The organism is Streptomyces sp. LX-29 (assembly GCF_029541745.1).
In the GTDB taxonomy this organism is placed as follows: Bacteria; Actinomycetota; Actinomycetes; order Streptomycetales; family Streptomycetaceae; genus Streptomyces.
In genome coordinates this window covers 4,774,657-4,795,057 of sequence record NZ_CP089746.1, presented here as the reverse complement: position 1 = coordinate 4,795,057, position 20,401 = coordinate 4,774,657, and the positions used below count along the sequence as shown (strand labels likewise).

Sequence of the window (20,401 nt, the reverse complement as noted above, 5' to 3'; positions counted from 1 at the left end):
CGGCAGGGCGCCGGCAGGCGACCTTCCGCCGCACCCGCCTCACCCAGCCGTACCGCCCCGCGGCGAGCGCCCCAGATCCCTGGCCCAGGCCCCGGGCCCAGGCGCGCGGCGCCGACGACGCCGCGGCGCCTAGGCGGTTTCGTTTGGATCACCGAGCGGACCAGAGGAAGATGCCCGCGATGTGGAGTCCGGCCAGGTAGATGACCGCTGTCTTCTCGTAGCGGGTGGCGATCCCTCGCCACTGCTTCAGGCGGTTGATGCACCGCTCGACGGTATTGCGCTGCTTGTACGCGTCACGGTCGAAAGCGGGTGGCCTCCCACCGTGTCTGCCGCGACGCAGCCGGTGGCCGCGCTGATCCGCCCGGGTGGGGATCACTGCCCGGATGCCGCGCTGGCGTAGATGCTCGCGGATCGCACGTGAGGAGTACGCCTTGTCGGCCAGGACGACGTCCGGCCTGGTGCGAGGTCGTCCACGTCGGCGGGGAACGCGCAGACGGGCCATGACCTCGCCGAAGGCGGGTGCATCGCCGGCCTGGCCGGCCGTGAGGACGAAGGCCAGGGGCCGGCAGTCGCCGTCGGCCGCGAGGTGGATCTTCGTGGTCAGCCCGCCGCGGGACCGGCCGATGGCGTGGTCGGCCGGTTCTCCAGCCGGGGCCCCCTTTTGCGGGCCCCGGCAGCGTGCTGGTGTGCTCGCACGATCGTGGAGTCCACAGAGACGGCCCAGTTCAGGTCCTCGTCCGCGTCGGCCTGGGCTATGAGAGCGGTGAACACTCGCTCCCAGGTGCCGTCGACGGCCCACATACGCAGCCGGTTGTAGACGCCTCGCCAGTTGCCGTACTTCTCCGGAAGGTGCACCCACTGGGTTCCGGTCTGGAACTTGAAGGCGATCGCGTCGATCACCTCCCGATGGTCCCGCCACCGACCACCGCGCCTCGGCGTCCGGTCCGGGAGCAACGGCTCGATCCGCGCCCACTGCGCGTCAGTCAACGGCACACCCAGACCAACGACCGGCTGATCCAAACGAAACTGCCTAGGACTCCACCGTGCCGGGGCCGCCGGGCGTGACCGCGGAGGCCAGCGCGGCCGCGGCGGCGCGGACGAAGCCCTCCGGGTTGTCCAGCATGATGTTGTGCCCGCAGTCGGGGATGGCCACGACGGCCACCCCCGCCGCGGCGAGCGCCTCGGCGCCGGGCAGTGGGCCGTCGGCCTCCGGCAGCAGATAGGCGCGCGGGATGTCCAGCTCCAGCAGGAGTTCACGCATGGTGGGGGTGGTGCCCCGCGCGAGGTGCACGGCGCTGCGGTGCAGCGCCTCCCGACCGGCCAGCCGCATGGTCGACCACCAGTGCGCGCCGACCCGGTCCCGTACCTCCGCCCAGCCGCCCGCCAGGAACTCCTCTTCCGTGTACCAGGCGATGCCGCTGCTGCCGGAGGACTCCGGCCGGCGCGGGATCGGATCGAGGTTGGCGTCGACCAGGACCAACCGGGAGACCAGCTCGGGGTGGCGGGCGGCGAGCACGATGGCGACCGAGCCGCCCATGCTGTGCGCGACGAGCTCCGCGCCGAAGACGCCGGCCGCGGTCAGCGCGGCGGCGAGGGCGTCGGCGTGGGACTCCAGGGTGTAGTCGAAGTCCGTCGGCCGGTCGCTGTGGCCGTGTCCCAGCAGGTCCACCAGCAGCGACCGTCGCCCCGCCAGCGACGGATGGACCGCCACGGCGGCGAAGTACGCGGGCGAGGTGGCCCCGAGCCCGTGCACATAGACCCGCGCGGGCCCCTCCCCCGGCAGCTCCACCCACCGGATCCGGTCTCCCCCGGACGTGACGACGGCACTGTGCACGGCCCACTCCCCCGCTCAAGATCACTGAAGGGACGAGGGTACGGGAGGGCTGACGCACCGGGCGAGGAGGCGAGGCGCCCCCTCGCCCGGCGGCGGGCGGGGCCGCTAGATCCCGAACGGCGCCGCGTAGCGGACGGTGCCGGCCGGCAGCGGGTGGGCCGCGTCCAGGGTGAGCGCCATCATGGCCTCGTCCGGCACCTCGATGGTCAGGCTGATGCCGTGGGTCGAGGCCCGGGTGAACCCGAAGCGCGGGTAGTACTCCGGGTGCCCGAGGACGGTGACATGGTGCTCACCGCGCTCCTTCGCCGCGGCCAGCGCGGCGCGGATGACGGCCGAGCCGGCACCCGTCCGCTGGTGCTCAGGCCGCACCGAGACGGGGCCCAGACACAGGGCCGGGGCCTCGTCGATGTGACAGCGGGTCAGCAGGGCGTGGGCGACGAGCGCGCCGTCCGCGTCGGTCGCGACGAGCGACAGGCCGTCGATCCAGGCGGGGTCGGCGCGCAGCGCGTCGACCAGGTCCGCCTCCAGCGGGGTGTCGAACGCGGCGAGGGTGATCTCGCGGACGGTGGAGATGTCCGCGCGCGTCTCGGCGCGGGTGATCCAGGTGTGATGGGTACGCATGACGGGATGACGATCCGTTTCATGGTGAGGTTCGAGTGATCGGACACCTCGCGGGTGGCTCCGCGAAAGGCGGGCTCTCGGCGAGGCGGGGTGTGACGGGTCAGGCCGTCGCCCGGGACGCGGGGGCGGTCCGGGCGCTGCGCGCGGCAGTGGCCTTGGGCGCGGTCATCAACCCCACCTCCCTTTCGTCCTCGATCCGGTCCACACGAACCTCGCCAACGTAACACGCGGCCGCCGCGCCCGTCCGCCGATTTCCGGGCCACACCCGCGACTCCGCCCACACCCGCTTCCCCCAGAACAGGGGCCCGCACCCCCTTCCCCCAGGACAGCGGGCCCACATCCGCTTCCTCCAGGGCAGCGGGCCAGCGGGTCGGTCCCCCGACACGACGAAGGGGCGGTGCGGGTCCCGGTATCCGGAACCCGCACCGCCCCTTCACGCCGGCTCAGCGCCGGCGCGACGGCTCAGCGGCAGCGCTCACGCATGCGACCGCAGCAGCGTCCGCATCGTCCGCATCGCCACCGACAGGTTGGCCAGGTCGAAGGTCTCCGAGCCCTGGATCTCCTCCAGCGTGGTGCGGGCGCGCTGGAGGATGGCCGCGTTCTTCTCCTCCCAGGACGTGAACCGCTGCTCCGGGGTGGAGGCGCCGTTGCCGACCGCCAGGATGTCGGCGGTGAGGGCGGCGTGCGCGGCGTAGAGGTCCTCGCGGATGGAGGCGCGGGCCATGGACTGCCAACGGTCGGCTCGGGGGAGCTCGATGATGCGGTCCATGAGGTCGGTGATCCGCAGCCGGTCGGCGAGGTCGTAGTAGACCTCGGCGACGGCGAGCGGGTCCTTGCCGATGCGGTCGGCGATGGCGACGACGTCGAGCGCGGGGAAGGCCGAGGAGAAGCCGGCGACGCGCATGGCCAGCTCCTCGGGGACGCCGGCTCCGGTCAGCTCCTCGTTGATCCGCTGGTACCACTCCAGGTCCGCGCCGCGCAGCAGCTTGGCGAGCTGGGACCAGACCGCCGCCACGCCGTCGCGGAAGAACTCGATGGTCTCGGTGAGCTCCAGCGGCTGCGGGCGGTTGTTGAGCAGCCAGCGGGTGCCGCGCTCGACGAGGCGGCGGGAGTGGAGCCGGATCCGGGTCTGGACGTCGGCGGGGACGACGGTGTCCAGGGCCTCGACCTCGTCCCAGACCTCACCCAGGACGAAGATCGCGCGGGCCGCGGTCTGGGCGCGGACGATCTCCTCGATGGAGGCGCCGGTCTCCTCGCGCATGCGGTGCAGGAACGTCGAGCCACCGGTGTTGATGGTGTCGTTGACCAGCACCGTGGTGATGATCTCGCGACGCAGCGCGTGGTTGTCGATGTGCTCCGGGAACCGCTCGTTGAGCGCCTTCGGGAAGTAGGCGTTCAGCAGGCGCTGGAGGTACGCGTCGTCCGGCAGCCCGGTGCCGATGAGCTCCTCGGCGACGGTGATCTTGGTGTAGGCGAGCAGGACGGCCAGCTCGGGCTGGGTCAGGCCGCGCCCGGAGGCGAGCCGCTCGCGGATCACCCGGTCGCTGGGCAGGAACTCCAGCGCACGGTCGAGGGCGCCGTCGCGCACCAGGCGTCGCATGGTGCGCTGGTGGGCGTGGAGCAGGCTCGGGGCCTGGGTGACCGCGTTGGTGAGGGCGACGTTCTGGGCGTAGTTGTTGCGCAGCACCAGCGCGCCGACCTCGTCGGTCATCTCGGCGAGCAGCTTGTTGCGCTGCTTGACGGTGAGGTCGCCGTCCTCGACCACCTTGTTCAGCAGGATCTTGATGTTCACCTCGTGGTCGGAGGTGTCCACGCCGGCGCTGTTGTCGATGGCGTCGGTGTTGATCCGGCCGCCGCCGGAAGCGAACTCGATGCGGCCGAGCTGGGTGAGGCCCAGGTTGCCGCCCTCGCCGACGACCTTGACCCGCAGGTCCTGGCCGTCGACGCGGATGGCGTCGTTGGCCTTGTCGCCGACGTCGGCGTGGCTCTCGGTGTGCGCCTTGACGTAGGTGCCGATGCCGCCGTTCCACAGCAGGTCGACCGGGGCCTGGAGGATCGCCTTCATCAGCTCGGCGGGGGTCATCTTGCCGACCTTGCCCTCGATACCGAGGGCCGCGCGGATCTGCGGGGTGACGGCGATGGACTTGGCGGTGCGCGGGAAGACGCCGCCGCCCGCCGAGAGCAGGCTGGTGTCGTAGTCGGCCCACGAGGAGCGGGGCAGCTCGAAGAGGCGGCGCCGCTCGGCGTAGGAGACCGCGGCGTCGGGCACCGGGTCGATGAAGATGTGGCGGTGGTCGAAGGCGGCGACCAGGCGGATGTGCTCGCTGAGCAGCATGCCGTTGCCGAAGACGTCGCCGGACATGTCGCCGACGCCGACCACGGTGAAGTCCTGGGTCTGGGTGTCGTGACCCAGCTCGCGGAAGTGCCGCTTCACCGACTCCCAGGCGCCGCGGGCGGTGATGCCCATGCCCTTGTGGTCGTAGCCCGCCGAGCCGCCGGAGGCGAAGGCGTCGCCGAGCCAGAAGCCGTAGGACTGGGCCACCTCGTTGGCGATGTCGGAGAAGGTGGCGGTGCCCTTGTCGGCGGCGACGACGAGGTAGGTGTCGTCGCCGTCGTGGCGCACCACGTCACGGGGCGGCTCGACCTCGCCGCCGACCATGTTGTCGGTGATGTCGAGCAGACCGGAGATGAAGGTCTGGTAGCAGGCGATGCCCTCGGCCAGCCAGGCGTCGCGGTCCACCGACGGGTCCGGCAGCCGCTTGCCGACGAAGCCGCCCTTGGCGCCGACCGGCACGATGACGGTGTTCTTCACCATCTGCGCCTTGACCAGGCCCAGGATCTCGGTGCGGAAGTCCTCACGCCGGTCGGACCAGCGCAGACCGCCGCGCGCGACCTTGCCGAAGCGCAGGTGCACGCCCTCCACCTGCGGGGAGTAGACCCAGATCTCGTACGCCGGGCGGGGCGCGGGGAGGTCCGGCATGGCCTGCGGGTCCAGCTTCATCGACAGGTAGGAGTGCGGCTTGCCGTCGCTGTCGGTCTGGAAGTGGTTGGTGCGCAGGGTGGCCTTGATGACCGTGAGGAAGGAACGCAGGATGCGGTCCTCGTCCAGCGAGGCGACCTGGTCGAGCGCCGCCTCCAGCTCCTCCAGCAGGGCGTCGGTCAGCTCGACGCCGGCGCGCTGCCGCTCCGGCGACATGCGGGCCTCGAAGAGGGAGACCAGCAGCCGGGTGGTGTGCACGTTGTTGCGGAGGGTGTCCTCCATGTACGCCTGGCTGAAGGTCGAGCCGGCCTGGCGCAGGTACTTGGCGTAGGCGCGGAGCACCATCGCCTGGCGCCAGTCGAGCCCGGCGCCCAGCACCAGCTGGTTGAAGTTGTCGTTCTCGGCCTGGCCGGTCCACACCGCCGCGAACGCGTTCTGGAACCGCTCGCGGGCGTCGTCGGCGAGGCTGTCGCCGCCCTTGGAGACCGGCAGTCGCAGACCGAAGTCGTAGATCCAGGCGGAGGTGCGGTCCGAGCAGCGCAGCTCGTGGGGGCGCTCGTCGATGACCTCGACGCCGAGGCGGTTGAGCACCGGCAGCACCGCGGAGAGGGACACCTGGGTGCCATAGCGGTAGATCTTGAAGCGGCGCTCGCCGACGGCGGCGCCCACCGGCTCGTACAGGCTCAGCGCGAACTCGCGCTCGCCGCCGGTCGCGGTGAGCCGTTCCAGGTGCTGGAGGTCGGCGACGGCGGCACGCGGCGAGTGGTCGGCCTTGTAGCCCTCGGGGAAGGCGGAGCCGTAGCGGCGCAGCAGTTCGGCGGCGCGCTCCTCGCCGACCTCGGCACCCAGCGCCTCGGCGAAGCCGTCGGCCCAGGAGCGGGCGGCCTCGACCAGGCGGTGCTCGATGCGCTCCATGTCGGCGTCGGTCAGGTCGGGCAGGGTGGCGCCGGGCTTGACGCGGACGACGAAGTGCAGCCGGGAGAGGACCGACTCGGTGTGCAGCGCGGTGAAGTCGACCTTGGGGCGACCGTTGAGCTCCTCGATCAGGATGTCGGTCAGCCGCAGCCGGACGTCGGTGGTGAAGCGGTCACGCGGCAGGTAGACCAGCGCGGAGTAGAAGCGCCCGTACTCGTCCTCGCGCAGGAACAGCCGCAGCCGGCGGCGCTCCTGCAGGTAGAGGACCGAGGTGACGATGGAGCGCAGCTGGTCGGTCGGGGTCTGGAACAGCTCGTCGCGCGGGTAGGTCTCCAGGATCTGGAGCAGGTCGCGGCCGTCGTGGCTGTTGGGCGCGAAGCCGGCGCCCTCCAGGACCTCCTCGACCTTGCGCCGGATGACCGGCACCCGGCGCACCGACTCGGTGTACGCGGCGGAGGAGAACAGACCCAGGAAGCGCCGCTCGCCGATCACGTTGCCCGCGGCGTCGAACTTCTTCACCCCGATGTAGTCGAGGTAGGACGGGCGGTGCACGGTGGCGCGGCTGTTCGCCTTGGTCAGCACCAGCAGCTTGTGCTCGCGGGCCTTGGCGCGGGCGTCGGCGGGCAGCCGGCTGAAGGACGGCGAGCCGGGGGCGTGGCCGACGCCGGAGCCGTCGCCGTCGCGGTGGTGCGGGTCGGAACGCAGGATGCCCAGGCCGGTGCCGGGGACGGCGGTGAGCACGTCCTCCTCGCCGCCGGACTCGGTGGGCGCCTGGGTCAGCTCGTACTCGCGGTAGCCGAGGAAGGTGAAGTGGTCGTCGGCCAGCCAGCGCAGCAGCTCGCGGGCCTCGTCCACCTCCTGGTCGCGCAGGTCGGTCGCGGTCGGCTCGCTCGGCAGCTCTTCGGCGATGCGCAGCGCGGCGTCGCGCATCTTCTCCCAGTCCTCGACGGCCTCGCGGACGTCGGAGAGGACGCGCAGCAGATCGGCGGTGATCTGCTTGAGGTCGCCGCGGTCGGTCTCGCGGTCGATCTCCACATGGATCCAGGACTCGACCAGCGCGTCGTGCGGGCGCTCGGGGGTCTTGCCCTGGGCGGCGAGTCGGGCGTCGCCGTTGCTGTCGAGGATCTCGATCAGCTTGCCGGTGAGGTCACGGCGGACGATCACCTGAGGGTGGATCACGACGTGGATGCCACGGCCCTGGCGGGAGAGCTCGTTGGTCACCGAGTCGACGAGGAAGGGCATGTCGTCGGTGACGACCTCGACGACGGAGTGGGTGCAGGTCCAGCCGTTCTCCTCGACGGAGGGGGTGTGGACGCGCACGTTCGCGGTGCCCTGCGGCCGGTTCTCGCCCAGCCGGTAGTGCGAGAGCGCGGCACCGAGGACGTCCACGGGGTCGCGGTCGGCCAGGTCCTCGGGGGCCGTATGCAGGTAGTAGCGCTGGAGATACGCGGAAAGGGACTCCGGGCCGGGGCCCTGTACCGGTTGTTGCCCCCCGGCAGGGCCGTCCTCAGCTACCCGGGCGGCCCGTGCGAGCAGCTCGGCCTTGGCTTCGTCCAGCTTGGTCTGCATGTCCTCTGGCTCCTGTCGCGCGCCGTTGCGTGACATCGATGGCGGTGACATAACGTCGCGACGCGGGATGTCCGGTCTCACTCGACGGTATGCCGGAATGGGGGAAGCCAGGGGTGTGGTTGGCCAAAACCGGCCAAGGTCCCTGGCAAGATCGACCAGCCGCGCCCCGGAGTCTGTGGCTCTCCGGGCGCACCTCCGGGGCGCCGTCGCCCCTGGTGGATATCGCGCTGATCACGCAGTAAGGCTATCGCTCTCCCCCCTGACGCCGTCATGGGCCGTTTGTGTACAAAACCTGGGCGGGAAGTTTGACGATGTGGACAGCGACGCGTGGCCCCCGAACTCTTTGCCGCCTTCACACCCTCCCCACAACCTCTCTCCTGCCTCCCAAGCCTCGACTTATGCCCCCTTTGACCACTTTCGCGCCCCCGTGCCTCGCGGGTGACACGCCCCTTCTCAGTCCGTAGGACGCCGGCCACCCGGCGTGACCGGCCGAATCGGCCCCCTTGGCAGCGGGCCGTACGCCTGCACGGCGGGCGCGACGCGGGGACCGTGGCTAGCGTGGACGTACGCGACGAGTCAGTGGACGCATGCGACGAGTCAGAGGTGGGCGGCATGGCTCCGAAGATCCTGATCGTGACCGGCGACGCGGCCGAATCCCTGGAGGTGCTCTACCCCTACCAGCGGCTGATCGAGGAGGGGTACGAGGTGCACATCGCCGCCCCGAGCCGCAAGAAGCTCAGCTTCGTGGTCCACGACTTCGTCGACGACTACGACACCTACACCGAGAAGCCCGGCTACACCTGGCTCGCCGACCTCGGCTTCTCGGAGGTCGACCCCGGACAGTACGCCGCCCTCGTCATCCCCGGCGGCCGCGCCCCCGAGTATCTGCGCAACGACCCCGAGCTTCGCAAGATCCTCAAGGCGTTCTTCGACGCCGACAAGCCGGTCGCCCAGACCTGCCACGGCCCCCTCCTCACCGCCGCCGTCGGCGGCCTGGCCGGCCGCCGCGTCACCGCCTACCGGGCCCTGGAGCTGGACATGCAGTCCGCCGGGGCCAACTACCAGGACGCCGAGGTCGTCGTCGACGGCACGCTCGTCTCCGCCCGGGCCTGGTCCGACAACGCCGCCTGGATGCGCGCCTTCGTCCAGCTGTTGCGGGAGAAGGCCCCGGTCGACGCCTCGGACACGACAGCCGCCGGCTGACCCGGCCGGGGGTGGCCCACCCGAGGGTGGGCCAACCGACCGAGTACCCGCCCCGCTCCCGTGGCCGGCAACCGATCGCCCGTCACCGGCCACCCGGCCACCCGGTCACCCGGTCACCCGGTCACCCGGTCGAGCATCGCCCGAGGTCTCAGCCGGCGTGCGACGCCGCGTGGCTCAGCCGGCCGCCGAGCCGTTCACGGACCGGCCCGACACCAGCTCCGCCGCGACCTGCGTGGCCTCCGCCAGCGTGTCCACCACCGGCACCCCGGCGCTCGCGAGGCTGGTCCGGCTGTGCGAGCCGCCGGTGTACAGCACGGCGTGCGCCCCCGCGTGCGCGGCCGCGACCGCGTCGTCCAGCGCGTCCCCGATGACCACCACGTGCTCCGGTGCCACGCCTTGCAGCACCGCCAGGTGGCGCACCATCTGCTCCGCCTTGCCGGTGGTGCTGTCGCCGATCCGCCCGTCCACCCTGATGAAGTGGTCCTCGATCCCGTACGTCCGCAGCAGGGGCACCAGCCGGTCATGCGGCGCCAGTGAGCACAGCGACTGGGTGTGCCCGGCGGCCTGGCAGTCGGCGAGCAGCTCCCTGGCGCCCGTCGCCAGACCGGCGGAGGCCGCCAGCGCCCAGTAGTGCCGGTGGAACGCGTCGTCCATGACCCGCCATTCGGCGTCGGTGGGCAGCCGTCCCATCAGCCGCTCGTAGAACCGCGGAACCGGTACGCAGTACAGGTCCCGGTAGCGCTCCAGCGTGATGGGCTCCATGCCTATCTCGGCGAAAGACGCGTTGGTCGCCTCGATCACCGTGTCGATGTCGTGCAGGAGGGTCCCGTTCCAGTCCCACACGATGTGTGCCACGTGCTTCATCCCCATGCCCTTGACCGTACCGACCACCGGTCGCGGCCGCGTCGTGACGACCGTCACCTGTGGAAAACCGCCCGCTTGGGGATAACCCGCTCACCCGATCAGGTTGGGGATCTCCTGGGTGGCGTACCAGAGCAGCTCGTGGTCCTCGGCCCCCTCCACGGTGAACCGCGCGTCGTCGTCACCCTGGTCGGCCGCGCCCAGCGCCGCCGCGGCCGCGGCGATGTCCGCCTCGGCGTCGCCGGCGTCGACGTGCACGGCGGCGGCCTTGGCCAGCCGCACGGCGGAGGTGATGCGCACCTCGCCGAGCGCGGCGTGGTCCAGCCCGCGTTCGGGGTTGGCCACCGCGGCGCCGTCGGCCACGTCCACCGCCACCACGACCCGGCGCCGGGCGGCGGCCGGGTCGGCGGCCAGCAGCCGCAGCGACGCCTGCGCCGCCCGACCCAGCGCCGCGTACTCCAACTCCTCGATGTCGTCGGACACGTACCACTCACGCAGCGCGGGCGTCACGGCGAAGGCGTCCAACGGGGCGGGGCCCAGCTCACCCGTCTTGTACGCCTCGGCGAGACCGGGGAGGGTCAGGGGGACGTAGACGCGCATGGCTGCCGCTTTCCTCAAGGCTGTGGGGAGTTAACGATCGCAGCCAGCATACGGGCGCACGTCCCCCTTCGGGGTAGTGCGCCCCCGCCCCCGGAGCCGCTTCCGGACAGGTCGATACCGGCCTCGACCACCCGATCCGGGCCGTGGGACCGCCTGATAGGTGAAGCCTCCACGTCGCCTCCGGAACGGGGCCGTCGTCCTTGTCCCACTCGCGAACGCGTCGGTAGAAGATCCCCCGACCGAAGTTACTAGCCGGTATCGCCCGGGGGCGTCCGGCCGAGGTGCGGGAGCGATGACCATGACCGGAATCCCCACGACGAACGCGCGTCGCGACGCCGACGAGGCGACGCCGATGCCCGCGCCCGGGAACCCGGCGGCCCGTCGGGGCGTGGCGGCGGACGAGGACCGGGACGCCCCGGAGCGGGCCGCGCACCGGACTTCGGCGGCGGACGGCAGCCGTGCCGGGCACGCCGGGCACGCCCCAGAGCCGGACCCGGGCCACGCCCCACCGCGTCCGGCGGCGCGCGCGGAACAGGCCCCGCCCCGAGACCGGACAACGGACCGGAACCCCGCCGCGCCCCGCGACCCGGCGGCGGACGACGGCCGGGTCGCGCATCGGGCGCAGACGGCCGAGGCCGCGGGCCGCGGCGCCGGGCCCGTGCGGATGCCCCGGGGATCGGCCGCGGCGCGTCGTGGGCCCGCCCAGGGGCCGGGACGCCCCACTCCCGGTGGCGGGCCACCCGGTCGGCGCGACTCACGACGCCCCACATCCGCCCGGTCGGCACCACGACCACCCGGCGCCCCACCCATCACAGCGACCACAGCCGCGCCGGCGCCCGTCTCGGCACCCGCGCCGGTGTCGCGGACACGCACACCCGCCACCCGGAGCTCCGTGGCGCGCTCCGCCGCCGTCGCCGCGCGCCGGCGGCAACGCGAACGGCTGCCGCGCTACTGGTTCGCGCACCAGCTGCTGCTCACCCTCAGCGGGCAACGCCCCGTGCACACGCTGCTGGGGCACGCCCTACCGGACGCCTACGACCAGCTCGTCGAGCTGGCGCCGCGGACCCCGCTGCGCCCGCCCGGGACCCTCCGCGAGGCGCCCTTCGTCCAACGGTGCGGGGAGTACCGGCCGCGCGAGGGCGTCATCGAGGCGTACGCGCTGATCGCCTACGGGAACCGGCGGCTGGTGGCGCTCGCCTTCCGACTGGAGCTCGGCGCCGACGCCCGCTGGCGCTGCGCCGCCGTCGACCTCGGCCCCTCGGCCGGCGGCGCCGAACCACGCGGATGACCACCCCACCACGAGCGACGGGCCGGGCCCGGGCACCCCGTGAGGTGCCCGGGCCCGGCCCGTACGCCCGGCTGCCGTGCGCGCCGCCCGCGCGGCGGTCGACGCGGCTGGCGGCCCGCTACTTCTTGCGGCGGCGGCCGCCCTTGCTGGCCTTGCGGCGCTCCGCGCGGGTCAGCCCGTCCGACTCCGAACGCTGCGCCGGCGCGGTGGCCTGGTCGGTGGTGAAGTCGCCCTCCACGACACCGCCCTCGCCGTCGACCGTCGGGGCGGAGAAGTGCAGCCGGTCGGGGCGCTGCGGGGCCTCCAGGCCCTTGGCGCGGATCTCGGGACGCGCCCCGGCGCCGGCCGGAACCACGTCCTCCACGCCCTGGGCGGCGGCGGCCTTCTCGGCCGCGTCCTGCACCGGGACCTCCTCGACCTGCTGCTCGACCTGGACCTCCAGGTTGAACAGGTAGCCGACGGACTCCTCCTTGATCCCGTCCATCATGGCCGTGAACATGTCGAAGCCCTCGCGCTGGTACTCGACCAGCGGGTCCTTCTGGGCCATGGCGCGCAGGCCGATGCCCTCCTGGAGGTAGTCCATCTCGTAGAGGTGCTCGCGCCACTTGCGGTCCAGGACCGACAGCACCACGCGGCGCTCCAGCTCACGCATGATCTCGGAGCCGAGCTGCTTCTCCCGGGCGTCGTACTGCTCGTGGATGTCGTCCTTGACGGACTCGGCGATGAACTCGGCGGTGAGCCCCGCGCGGTCGCCGGCGGCCTCCTCCAGCTCCTCGATGGTGACCTGCACCGGGTAGAGCTGCTTGAAGGCGCCCCACAGACGGTCCAGGTCCCACTCCTCCGCGAAGCCCTCGACGGTCTCCGCCTGGATGTAGGCGTCGATGGTGTCGTCCATGAAGTGGCGCACCTGCTCGTGCAGGTCCTCGCCCTCCAGGACGCGGCGGCGCTCGCCGTAGATGACCTCGCGCTGCCGGTTGAGGACCTCGTCGTACTTCAGGACGTTCTTACGGGTCTCGAAGTTCTGCTGCTCGACCTGCGACTGGGCGGAGGCGATCGCGCGGGTGACCATCTTGTTCTCGATCGGCACGTCGTCGGGAACGTTGGCCATCGCCATCACGCGCTCGACCATCTGGGCCTTGAACAGACGCATCAGGTCGTCGCCGAGGGAGAGGTAGAAGCGGGACTCGCCGGGGTCGCCCTGACGGCCGGAACGGCCGCGCAGCTGGTTGTCGATACGCCGCGACTCGTGACGCTCGGTGCCCAGCACGTAGAGCCCGCCGAGGTCCTTGACCTCCTCGAACTCCGCCTTCACCGCCGCCTCGGCGCTCTCCAGGGCGCCCGGCAGGGCCGCGGCCCACTCCTCGGCGTGCTCCACCGGGTCCAGGCCGCGCTGGCGCAGCTCCGCCTCGGCGAGGTGGTCGGGGTTGCCGCCGAGCTTGATGTCGGTGCCACGGCCGGCCATGTTGGTCGCGACGGTGACGGCGCCCCTGCGGCCCGCCTGGGCGACGATCTGCGCCTCACGGTCGTGCTGCTTGGCGTTGAGCACCTCGTGCGGCACACCACGCTTGTTGAGCTGCTGGGAGAGGTACTCGGACTTCTCCACGGAGGTGGTGCCGACCAGGACCGGCTGGCCCTTCTTGTGCTTCTCGACGATGTCCTCGACGACCGCGTCGAACTTCGCCACCTCGGTCCGGTAGATCAGGTCGGACTGGTCGAGGCGCTGCACCTGGCGGTGGGTCGGGATCGGCACCACGCCCAGCTTGTAGATCTGGTGGAACTCGGCGGCCTCGGTCATGGCCGTACCGGTCATGCCGGACAGCTTGCTGTACAGCCGGAAGAAGTTCTGGAGGGTGATCGTGGCGAGGGTCTGGTTCTCGTCCTTGATGTCCACCCCCTCCTTGGCCTCGATCGCCTGGTGCATGCCCTCGTTGTAGCGGCGGCCGGCGAGGATACGACCGGTGTGCTCGTCGACGATCATGACTTCGCCGTCGATGACGACGTAGTCCTTGTCCTTCTTGAAGAGCTCCTTGGCCTTGATGGCGTTGTTCAGGTAGCCCACCAGCGGGGTGTTGACCGACTCGTAGAGGTTGTCGATGCCCAGCCAGTCCTCGACCTTGGACACGCCGGCCTCGTGGATGCCGACGGTCCGCTTCTTCTCGTCGACCTCGTAGTCGCCGGACTCCTCGATGCCCTTCTGCGGGTTGGCGGCCTCGCCCTTGGTCAGCCGCGCCACCAGCTTGGCGAAGTCGCCGTACCACTTGGTGGCCTGGTCCGCCGGGCCGGAGATGATCAGCGGCGTACGCGCCTCGTCGACCAGGATCGAGTCGACCTCGTCGACGACGGCGAAGTTGTGACCCCGCTGCACCAGTTCGTCCTGCGACCACGCCATGTTGTCGCGCAGGTAGTCGAAGCCGAACTCGTTGTTGGTGCCGTAGGTGATGTCGCACGCGTACATCTCGCGACGCTGGGCCGGCGTCATGTTCGCGAGGATGCAGCCGACCGACAGGCCCAGGAACTTGTGCACCCGGCCCATCCACTCGGAGTCACGCTCGGCCAGGTAGTCGTTGACCGTGATCAGGTGGACGCCCTTGCCGGACAGCGCGTTCAGATAAGCGGGCAGGGTGCCGACCAGGGTCTTGCCCTCACCGGTGCGCATCTCGGCCACGTAACCGAGGTGGAGCGCCGCGCCACCCATCAGCTGCACGTCGTAGTGGCGCTGGCCCAGCACGCGCTTCGCGGCCTCGCGGACGGTCGCGAAGGCCTCGGGCATCAGGTCGTCGAGGCTCTCACCCGCGGCGTACCGCTCCTTGTACTCCTCGGTGAGGGCGCGCAGCTCGGCGTCGGAGAGGTTCAGGAAGTCCTCTTCGATGGAATTGACCTGGTCCGCGATGCGGTGCAGCTTGCGCAGGATCTTTCCTTCGCCTGCACGCATGAGCTTGTTGAGGACGGACACTTAGGCTGGCTCCTTGCCGGTCGGACGTGGCACGGTCGGGTGCGGTGGCGCGGCATTATCAGGCGGCGCTGGCCCCGCCGCAACGGCCATCGTAAGACAGGACCCCGCCACGCCGGGAGGTCCACCAGGACGAAGGTCGAGTGTCACCCGTCCAGGACAACGCGTGAGGCGCGGATAAGGTGCCCCGCCCCTACCTCTCCGCCGGCCGCGCGGGGACCGCCTCACCCTCGGTGGAGCACGCCCACGCCCCCGGCCGCCTGCCACGGAAAAGCGCTCGCTTCCCGCGCGGCGAGCGACCAGACTCGGCCCATGGAGCCTGTCACCCTCACCACCGAACGGCTGATACTGCGCCCCTTCGCCCCCTCCGACGCGGACGCGCTCACCGCGGCCTGCCAGGACCCGGAGATCCCCCGCTGGACGGCGGTCCCCTCTCCGTACACGCCCGCTCACGCTGAGAAGTTCATCGGACAGACCTGCCCGGAGGGCTGGCGCGAGGACTCCGGCTACAACCTCGCCGTGGTCACCAAGGACACCGGCTCGCTGGTCGGGGCGATGGGGCTGCTCCAGCTCACGGGACTGCGCGCCGAGGAGCGACGAGCGGAGCTGGGCTACTGGACCGCCAGGGAGCACCGCGGTCGCGGCTACACCGTCGAGGCCGGTCGGACGATGGTGGACTGGGCCTTCACCGAGCTGGGTGTGGAGCGGCTGGAGTGGCTCGCCGAGGTCGGCAACGAGGGCTCCCTGGCCGTCGCCCGGAAGCTCGGATTCCAGATGGAGGGGACACTGCGCGCCCGCATCCCCTATCAGGGCACCCGGCGGGACTCCTGGATCGGCTCCCTGCTGCCGTCCGACTGGGGCCGGCCGTCCGTGACCCCGTACCTGCCGGCGCCCTGACGCACGCCGGCACACCGCCCCCGTCGCCACACCGACACACCGCCCCGCCGGCATACCGCCCGCCGGGACGCCGCCCCGCCGATCCCCCGCACTCCCAGCAGCCCGCCACTCCGCGCCGCCCACCCCGCTGACCTGCGCCGATCACCGACCGTCCGGGCGTTGTCAGTGGTGGGCTCTACGGTGTGCTCCATGACGAGTACTGCCGCCGGCGCCTCCGTTGTCGTCACTCTCCCGGCCGATGAGGCACGTCGCATCGCGCTGCGCTCCCAGGGCCTGCTGGGCGCCCCCGATCGCAGGGCCGGGGTGCGCGGGCTGCTGCGGCACCTCGGCGCCGTCCAGCTCGACACGATCTCCGTACTGGCACGCTCGCACGAACTGGTGCCGTACGCGCGGCTGGGCGCCGTCGGCCGCGGGGCCGTGGAGTCGGCCTACTGGACCGGGGCGCACAGCTTCGAGTACTGGTCGCACGCGGCGTGTGTGCTGCCCATCGAGGAGTGGCCGCACTTCGCCTTCCGCCGCCGCGCCTACCGCGACCACCCGCACTGGGGCCACGACCTGCCGGACGGGGCGTACGAGTCGGTGATCAAGCAGCTTCACGCGGAGGGGCCGCTGACCGCGACGGAGCTGGGCGGCGCGAAGAACGGGGGCCCGTGGTGGGACTGGTCGGCGGCGAAGGTCGCCGTCGAACGGGCCCTGATGTACGGCGAGGTGGTGTGCGTCGAGCGGCGCGGCTGGAAGCGCGTCTACGACCTGGCCGAGCGCGCGGTGCCGGAGGCGCTGCTGCACGACGACCTCGACGACGCCGAGTGCCTGCGGCGGCTGGTGCGGCTGGCCGGGCAGTCGCTCGGCGTGGCCACCCGTGCGGACCTGGCCGACTACCACCGGCTCAAGGGCGAGCAGGTGGACGCGGTGCTCCCGGCCACCGGGCTCGTCCCGGTAGAGGTCGAGGGGTGGGGAAAGCCGGCCTGGGCGGACCCGGAGGCGCTGGAGGCGGAGTCGGCCAAGCCGGGCGGCAGGCACCGCACCACGCTGCTGTCGCCGTTCGACTCCCTCATATGGGACCGGGCCCGCACGGAGCGGATCTTCGGCTTCAGCCATCGGCTGGAGGCGTATGTGCCCAAGCCCAAGCGGGTCTACGGGTACTTCGCGATGCCGCTGCTGTCCGGCGGGCGGCTGCTGGGCCGGGTGGATCCGGCCCGCGAGGGCAGGACGCTGGTGGCTCGTCAGGTGTCGTTGGAGACCGCGAAGGCCGTACGCCCCATGGCCCGGGCGCTGCGGGAGGCGGCCGAATGGGTGGGCTGTGACGCCGTGCGGATCGAGCGCGTCGACCAGGCCCGTCTGGCTCCGGCCCTCACCGCCGCCGTGGCGGAGCTCAACTGACGTACCCCCGAGGCTCGGCGGGTCGCTCGGGCAGCGGCACTCCGGCAGGGGGCAGTCAGACCGCGTGGGACGGGTGACCCGTGGCGCCCAGCCCGGGCGGCCCGACGGCCCCCGCCGGGGCGGGCGACGGGCAGCGGGGCTGCCGACCCGCGGCGCTGCGCGACGGGCGGTCCGCGACGCCGCGCCCAGGGGTCGGTCGGGCCGGCCGTTCGCTCCGGCCTCACTCCTGGAGCGCGCCCCGCGGTCGCTCCCCCGGTCGCTCCCGCGGTTCACCCCCGCCCGCGGCTCGAAAGCCCGCGCCGGGGACATCCCCGTGTCGGCATCCGGGCCGCGCCGCCGCGGTGCTCCGTCCGGCGGGCGCCCGACGGTGGACGCGGGCTCAGCGGATCTCGAGGATCTTCTCCCGCATCGCGTAGACCACGGCCTCCATCCGGGAGTGCAGTTGGAGCTTCTCCAGGATGTTGCGGACGTGGTTCTTCACCGTGTTCTCGGAGATGAAGAGCTCCTTGGCGATGTCCCGGTTGTTCATGCCGGTGGCCACCAGCTTGAGGACCTCCAGCTCACGGTCGGTGAGCCGGGGCGCCGGGACCAGCCGCCGCTCGTCGGTGCGCTGGATCATGGACTTGAACTCGGTGAGGAGCTTGGACGCCATGGAGGGGCTGATCTGCGACTGTCCGTCGGCGACCGCGCGGATCGCGGTGGAGACCTCGTCGGTGGAGATCTCCTTGAGCAGATAGCCCGTAGCCCCGGCCTTGATCGCGTCGTAGAGGTCGGCCTCCTCGTCGCTGATCGTCAACATGATGATCTTCGCACTGGGTGCCACCTCCTTGATGGAGGTGCAGGCCTCGATGCCCCCGCGCTTGGGCATCCGGACATCCATCAGCACGATGTCGGGCAGCAGATCGGCGGCCTTGTCGACCGCCTCCGCGCCGTCTCCCGCCTCACCGACGACCTGGATGTCCTCCTCCTGGGCGAGCACGATCTCCAGCCCACGCCGGAAGAGCGCGTGGTCGTCGACCACGAGCACCCGGATCGGCTCCTTGCGCGACGCGCCCCTGTCCGTTCCCGTGCCGACGCCGCGATCGCCGTCGTCACGGGACACGGGCCCGAAGCTGTCCGCCATCGTTCCTCCCCCTGAAGGCCATGGCCCTTCGGTCCGCACGATGCGCTGTGCACCGTGCCGTGTGGTGTCAACCCTTCCGGTCCGTACGCGGGTTGCCACCGTCAGCCATGATTTCATGCCCGGGCCGCGGGGTGGTGCTTCCGTCGGCGCGCAGTGGTGCCCCGGGGGCGCGCACGCACCCCGGGGCACCACCCTCGTGCATCGGCGCGACGGCCGGTGCGACCGGCGGACGGCGAGGCCGGACCGGATCACCGGTCCGGCCGCACCGGTCGCCTTCGGTCAGCCGCCGAGCGAACCGCCCGCTCCGCCGGCCTCCTCGCCGACGAACGCCTCGGTTTCCAGGTGAATCACGCCGTAGTCGTAGGCGTGGCGCCGGTAGACGACGCTGGGCTGCTTGGTGTCGGCGTCGACGAAGAGATAGAAGTCGTGCCCGACCAACTCCATCTCGTACAGAGCCTGGTCGAGCGGCATCGGGGACGCCGCGTGCGTCTTCTCCCGCACGACCAGGGGGCCTTCGCCCTTGACCTCAAGGGGGCCCATCCTGGTGGTCGGCACGGTCTGCTCGGCGACGGCGGCAAGCTCGCCGGTGCCGTTGATCCGGGCCGCTTCCGGAACCGCGGCGGCCACGTCGCTCGCCGGAATCCGGCCGTTGCCACGTCGTGTATGGCGCTTGTCGTGCTGCTTTCGCATGCGCGCCTCCAGCTTGCTCGCCGCCAGGTCCAGCGCTACGTACGGATCGGCGGCCGCAGCCTCCGCCCGGATCACCGGTCCACGGGAGCGCAGGGTGATCTCCACTCGGTCGGAGCGGTCAGCCTGCCGGGGGTTGTGTTCCTTGGACACCTCGACGTCCAGGCTGATCACCTTGCCGTCGAGCTTCTGGATCTTGTCCAGCTTCAGCTTCTCGGCCACGTGCTTCCGGAACCGCTCGGGCACCTCTGTCTTGCGGCCCTTGACGACGATGTCCACGCAGAACTCCGTTCCCGGGTGGCTCCGACGTCGGAACGGCGGAGCGCGTCCCTTGCTGCACTAGGCCCCGGAGATTTCCGGAGCCACCAGCTTGGCGGCTTTCACCTCCTCCTCCCCCATGACCAAGATCCCAACCCCAACCTTTTCGCCGTTCGCAAAAAGATCACAAAGCACGCCAAGCGGAGATAAGAGGCATAGCGCCTGCCATTCCTCACAACCGAACATAGCTCTCTTGAGCCGAAGTCGGCACCCCTTACCGGCCCGTACCTCCGGTCGGCTGCTGGGCCTCCTTCACTACCTGCAACGATCTACGTTCCATTTCAGTTCCGGTTGATTTCGAACGCAACCGCTGGTGCGGCGATCACCGCGGCCCCCAGCACCACCCGTTCGGCCCCGCCCGACCCCGCCGCCACCCCGGCCCCCGACAGGGCTTCGGCGGCCCTGGTCCCCCCGTCGCCGGCCGCCGCCACGGCTTCGCCGGCCCTCGCCTTCCCGGTCCCGGCCGCCCCGGCCCCCGCCCCGTCGTCTGCCGCCGCGACGGCCGCCGTGACCGCACGCGCCGCCTCGGCCAGCGAGGCCCCCGTCGTCATCAGGTCGTCCACCAACACCACCCGGCCGGCCGTGAGCAGCCGCCCGGCGCCCGGGGGCACCCCCAGCGCCCCCGCCAGATTCCACCGCCGCTGGTCGGCCCCCAGCCCCGACTGATCCGTGACCGGCCGCCGCTGCCGCAGCACCGACACCACCCGCGCGGCCACCCCCTCCCGCCGCAGCACCCCCGCCGCCGCCAGCGCGATCCGCCGCACCGGATCATGCCCCCGGGCGGCCACGGCACGAGGGGCCGAGGGGACGGGGACGAGAAGGAGGGGCTCTACGCCTTTGCGGGGGCCTCCCCCCCCCCCCACCCCTCCCACCCCCCGCGATGCCTGCTGCGCGGCTCGCACGGCCCCGGCCAGGGCAGCCCCCAGCGGTCGGGCCAGCCAGCGGGCCCCGCGCTCCTTGTGGGCGAGCAGGACTGCCCGCGCCTCGTCCTCGTACGGAACCGCCGCATGGACGGCGGGCAGGCCGGCAGGCGCGGGGTGGGGTCGGACGCGCCGCGCCCGCGCCTCGCACAGCAGCGCGCGGCACCGCTCGCACAGCCCGGTACGTGGCCGCCCGCAGCCCGCGCACCCGGTCGGCAGCACCAGGCCGACGATCTCCGGCCACCACCCCCGCAT

Annotated in this window: 14 protein-coding genes; 4 read left to right on the top strand and 10 right to left on the bottom strand. The window is 71.9% G+C overall.

Features of this window, described 5'->3' with window-relative positions; all coding sequences use genetic code 11:
- Positions 1 to 148: 148 nt before the first annotated feature.
- The 4 genes from LRS74_RS20640 to LRS74_RS20625 form a co-directional block, all read right to left on the bottom strand.
- A protein-coding gene (locus tag LRS74_RS20640; protein WP_277738995.1) for an IS5 family transposase occupies positions 149 to 1,020 on the bottom strand; the annotation gives its coding sequence in 2 pieces (ribosomal slippage) (positions 149 to 660 and positions 660 to 1,020; 873 coding nt in all).
- Between the two features lie 10 nt (positions 1,021 to 1,030).
- Positions 1,031 to 1,834: an alpha/beta hydrolase gene (locus tag LRS74_RS20635; RefSeq protein ID WP_277742378.1), complete on the bottom strand. Its 804-nt coding sequence runs from the start codon at positions 1,832 to 1,834 to the stop codon at positions 1,031 to 1,033.
- A gap of 105 nt (positions 1,835 to 1,939) precedes the next feature.
- The gene (locus tag LRS74_RS20630) at positions 1,940 to 2,455 is read right to left on the bottom strand and encodes an N-acetyltransferase (protein WP_277742377.1); all 516 of its coding nucleotides are present in this window, start codon (positions 2,453 to 2,455) and stop codon (positions 1,940 to 1,942) included.
- A gap of 475 nt (positions 2,456 to 2,930) precedes the next feature.
- A complete protein-coding gene (locus LRS74_RS20625; RefSeq protein ID WP_277742376.1) occupies positions 2,931 to 7,919 on the bottom strand; it encodes an NAD-glutamate dehydrogenase in 4,989 nt (1,662 codons plus the stop codon).
- A 612-nt stretch (positions 7,920 to 8,531) separates the two neighbouring features.
- Between LRS74_RS20625 and LRS74_RS20620 the strand changes: the two genes are divergently transcribed.
- The gene (locus LRS74_RS20620) at positions 8,532 to 9,122 is read left to right on the top strand and encodes a DJ-1/PfpI family protein (RefSeq protein ID WP_144386263.1); all 591 of its coding nucleotides are present in this window, start codon (positions 8,532 to 8,534) and stop codon (positions 9,120 to 9,122) included.
- A gap of 174 nt (positions 9,123 to 9,296) precedes the next feature.
- On the opposite strand, the gene LRS74_RS20615 is transcribed toward LRS74_RS20620, so the two are convergent.
- Both LRS74_RS20615 and LRS74_RS20610 read right to left on the bottom strand, forming a co-directional pair.
- Complete coding sequence (locus LRS74_RS20615; RefSeq protein WP_277742375.1) at positions 9,297 to 9,992, bottom strand: HAD family hydrolase; 696 nt, start codon at positions 9,990 to 9,992, stop codon at positions 9,297 to 9,299.
- A gap of 84 nt (positions 9,993 to 10,076) precedes the next feature.
- The gene (locus tag LRS74_RS20610; RefSeq protein WP_277742374.1) at positions 10,077 to 10,583 is read right to left on the bottom strand and encodes a hypothetical protein; all 507 of its coding nucleotides are present in this window, start codon (positions 10,581 to 10,583) and stop codon (positions 10,077 to 10,079) included.
- Between the two features lie 892 nt (positions 10,584 to 11,475).
- On the opposite strand from LRS74_RS20610, the gene LRS74_RS20605 reads away from it, so the two are divergent.
- A complete protein-coding gene (locus LRS74_RS20605; protein ID WP_277742373.1) occupies positions 11,476 to 11,871 on the top strand; it encodes an Rv3235 family protein in 396 nt (131 codons plus the stop codon).
- Between the two features lie 118 nt (positions 11,872 to 11,989).
- On the opposite strand, the gene secA is transcribed toward LRS74_RS20605, so the two are convergent.
- Positions 11,990 to 14,824 carry a preprotein translocase subunit SecA gene (gene secA, locus LRS74_RS20600; protein ID WP_277742372.1) on the bottom strand — a complete coding sequence of 945 codons (2,835 nt, stop codon included), beginning with the start codon at positions 14,822 to 14,824 and terminating at the stop codon, positions 11,990 to 11,992.
- Positions 14,825 to 15,133: 309 nt separating this feature from the next.
- Between secA and LRS74_RS20595 the strand changes: the two genes are divergently transcribed.
- Together LRS74_RS20595 and LRS74_RS20590 are read left to right on the top strand one after the other, a co-directional pair.
- Positions 15,134 to 15,718 carry a GNAT family N-acetyltransferase gene (locus LRS74_RS20595; protein WP_277742371.1) on the top strand — a complete coding sequence of 195 codons (585 nt, stop codon included), beginning with the start codon at positions 15,134 to 15,136 and terminating at the stop codon, positions 15,716 to 15,718.
- 189 nt (positions 15,719 to 15,907) lie between these two features.
- Positions 15,908 to 17,098 carry a crosslink repair DNA glycosylase YcaQ family protein gene (locus LRS74_RS20590; RefSeq protein ID WP_277742370.1) on the top strand — a complete coding sequence of 397 codons (1,191 nt, stop codon included), beginning with the start codon at positions 15,908 to 15,910 and terminating at the stop codon, positions 17,096 to 17,098.
- A gap of 379 nt (positions 17,099 to 17,477) precedes the next feature.
- Here LRS74_RS20590 and LRS74_RS20585 read toward each other — a convergent pair whose 3' ends face one another.
- The 3 genes from LRS74_RS20585 to LRS74_RS20575 form a co-directional block, all read right to left on the bottom strand.
- A complete protein-coding gene (locus LRS74_RS20585; protein WP_277742369.1) occupies positions 17,478 to 18,221 on the bottom strand; it encodes a response regulator transcription factor in 744 nt (247 codons plus the stop codon).
- 279 nt (positions 18,222 to 18,500) lie between these two features.
- The gene (gene raiA / locus LRS74_RS20580) at positions 18,501 to 19,187 is read right to left on the bottom strand and encodes a ribosome-associated translation inhibitor RaiA (RefSeq protein WP_277742368.1); all 687 of its coding nucleotides are present in this window, start codon (positions 19,185 to 19,187) and stop codon (positions 18,501 to 18,503) included.
- A 320-nt stretch (positions 19,188 to 19,507) separates the two neighbouring features.
- Positions 19,508 to 20,401, bottom strand: a complete 894-nt coding sequence (locus LRS74_RS20575; protein ID WP_277742367.1) for a ComF family protein — start codon at positions 20,399 to 20,401, stop codon at positions 19,508 to 19,510.

Excerpts from the sequence above, each read along its gene's own strand:
- LRS74_RS20620 (WP_144386263.1), top strand. The coding sequence starts at position 8,532 with ATGGCTCCGAAGATCCTGATCGTGACCGGCGACGCGGCCGAATCCCTG.
- LRS74_RS20610 (WP_277742374.1), bottom strand. The coding sequence starts at position 10,583 with ATGCGCGTCTACGTCCCCCTGACCCTCCCCGGTCTCGCCGAGGCGTAC.
- LRS74_RS20615 (WP_277742375.1), bottom strand. The coding sequence starts at position 9,992 with ATGGGGATGAAGCACGTGGCACACATCGTGTGGGACTGGAACGGGACC.
- LRS74_RS20595 (WP_277742371.1), top strand. The coding sequence starts at position 15,134 with ATGGAGCCTGTCACCCTCACCACCGAACGGCTGATACTGCGCCCCTTC.
- LRS74_RS20625 (WP_277742376.1), bottom strand. The coding sequence starts at position 7,919 with ATGCAGACCAAGCTGGACGAAGCCAAGGCCGAGCTGCTCGCACGGGCC.
- LRS74_RS20575 (WP_277742367.1), bottom strand. The coding sequence starts at position 20,401 with ATGCGGGGGTGGTGGCCGGAGATCGTCGGCCTGGTGCTGCCGACCGGG.
- LRS74_RS20590 (WP_277742370.1), top strand. The coding sequence starts at position 15,908 with ATGACGAGTACTGCCGCCGGCGCCTCCGTTGTCGTCACTCTCCCGGCC.
- LRS74_RS20630 (WP_277742377.1), bottom strand. The coding sequence starts at position 2,455 with ATGCGTACCCATCACACCTGGATCACCCGCGCCGAGACGCGCGCGGAC.
- LRS74_RS20585 (WP_277742369.1), bottom strand. The coding sequence starts at position 18,221 with ATGGCGGACAGCTTCGGGCCCGTGTCCCGTGACGACGGCGATCGCGGC.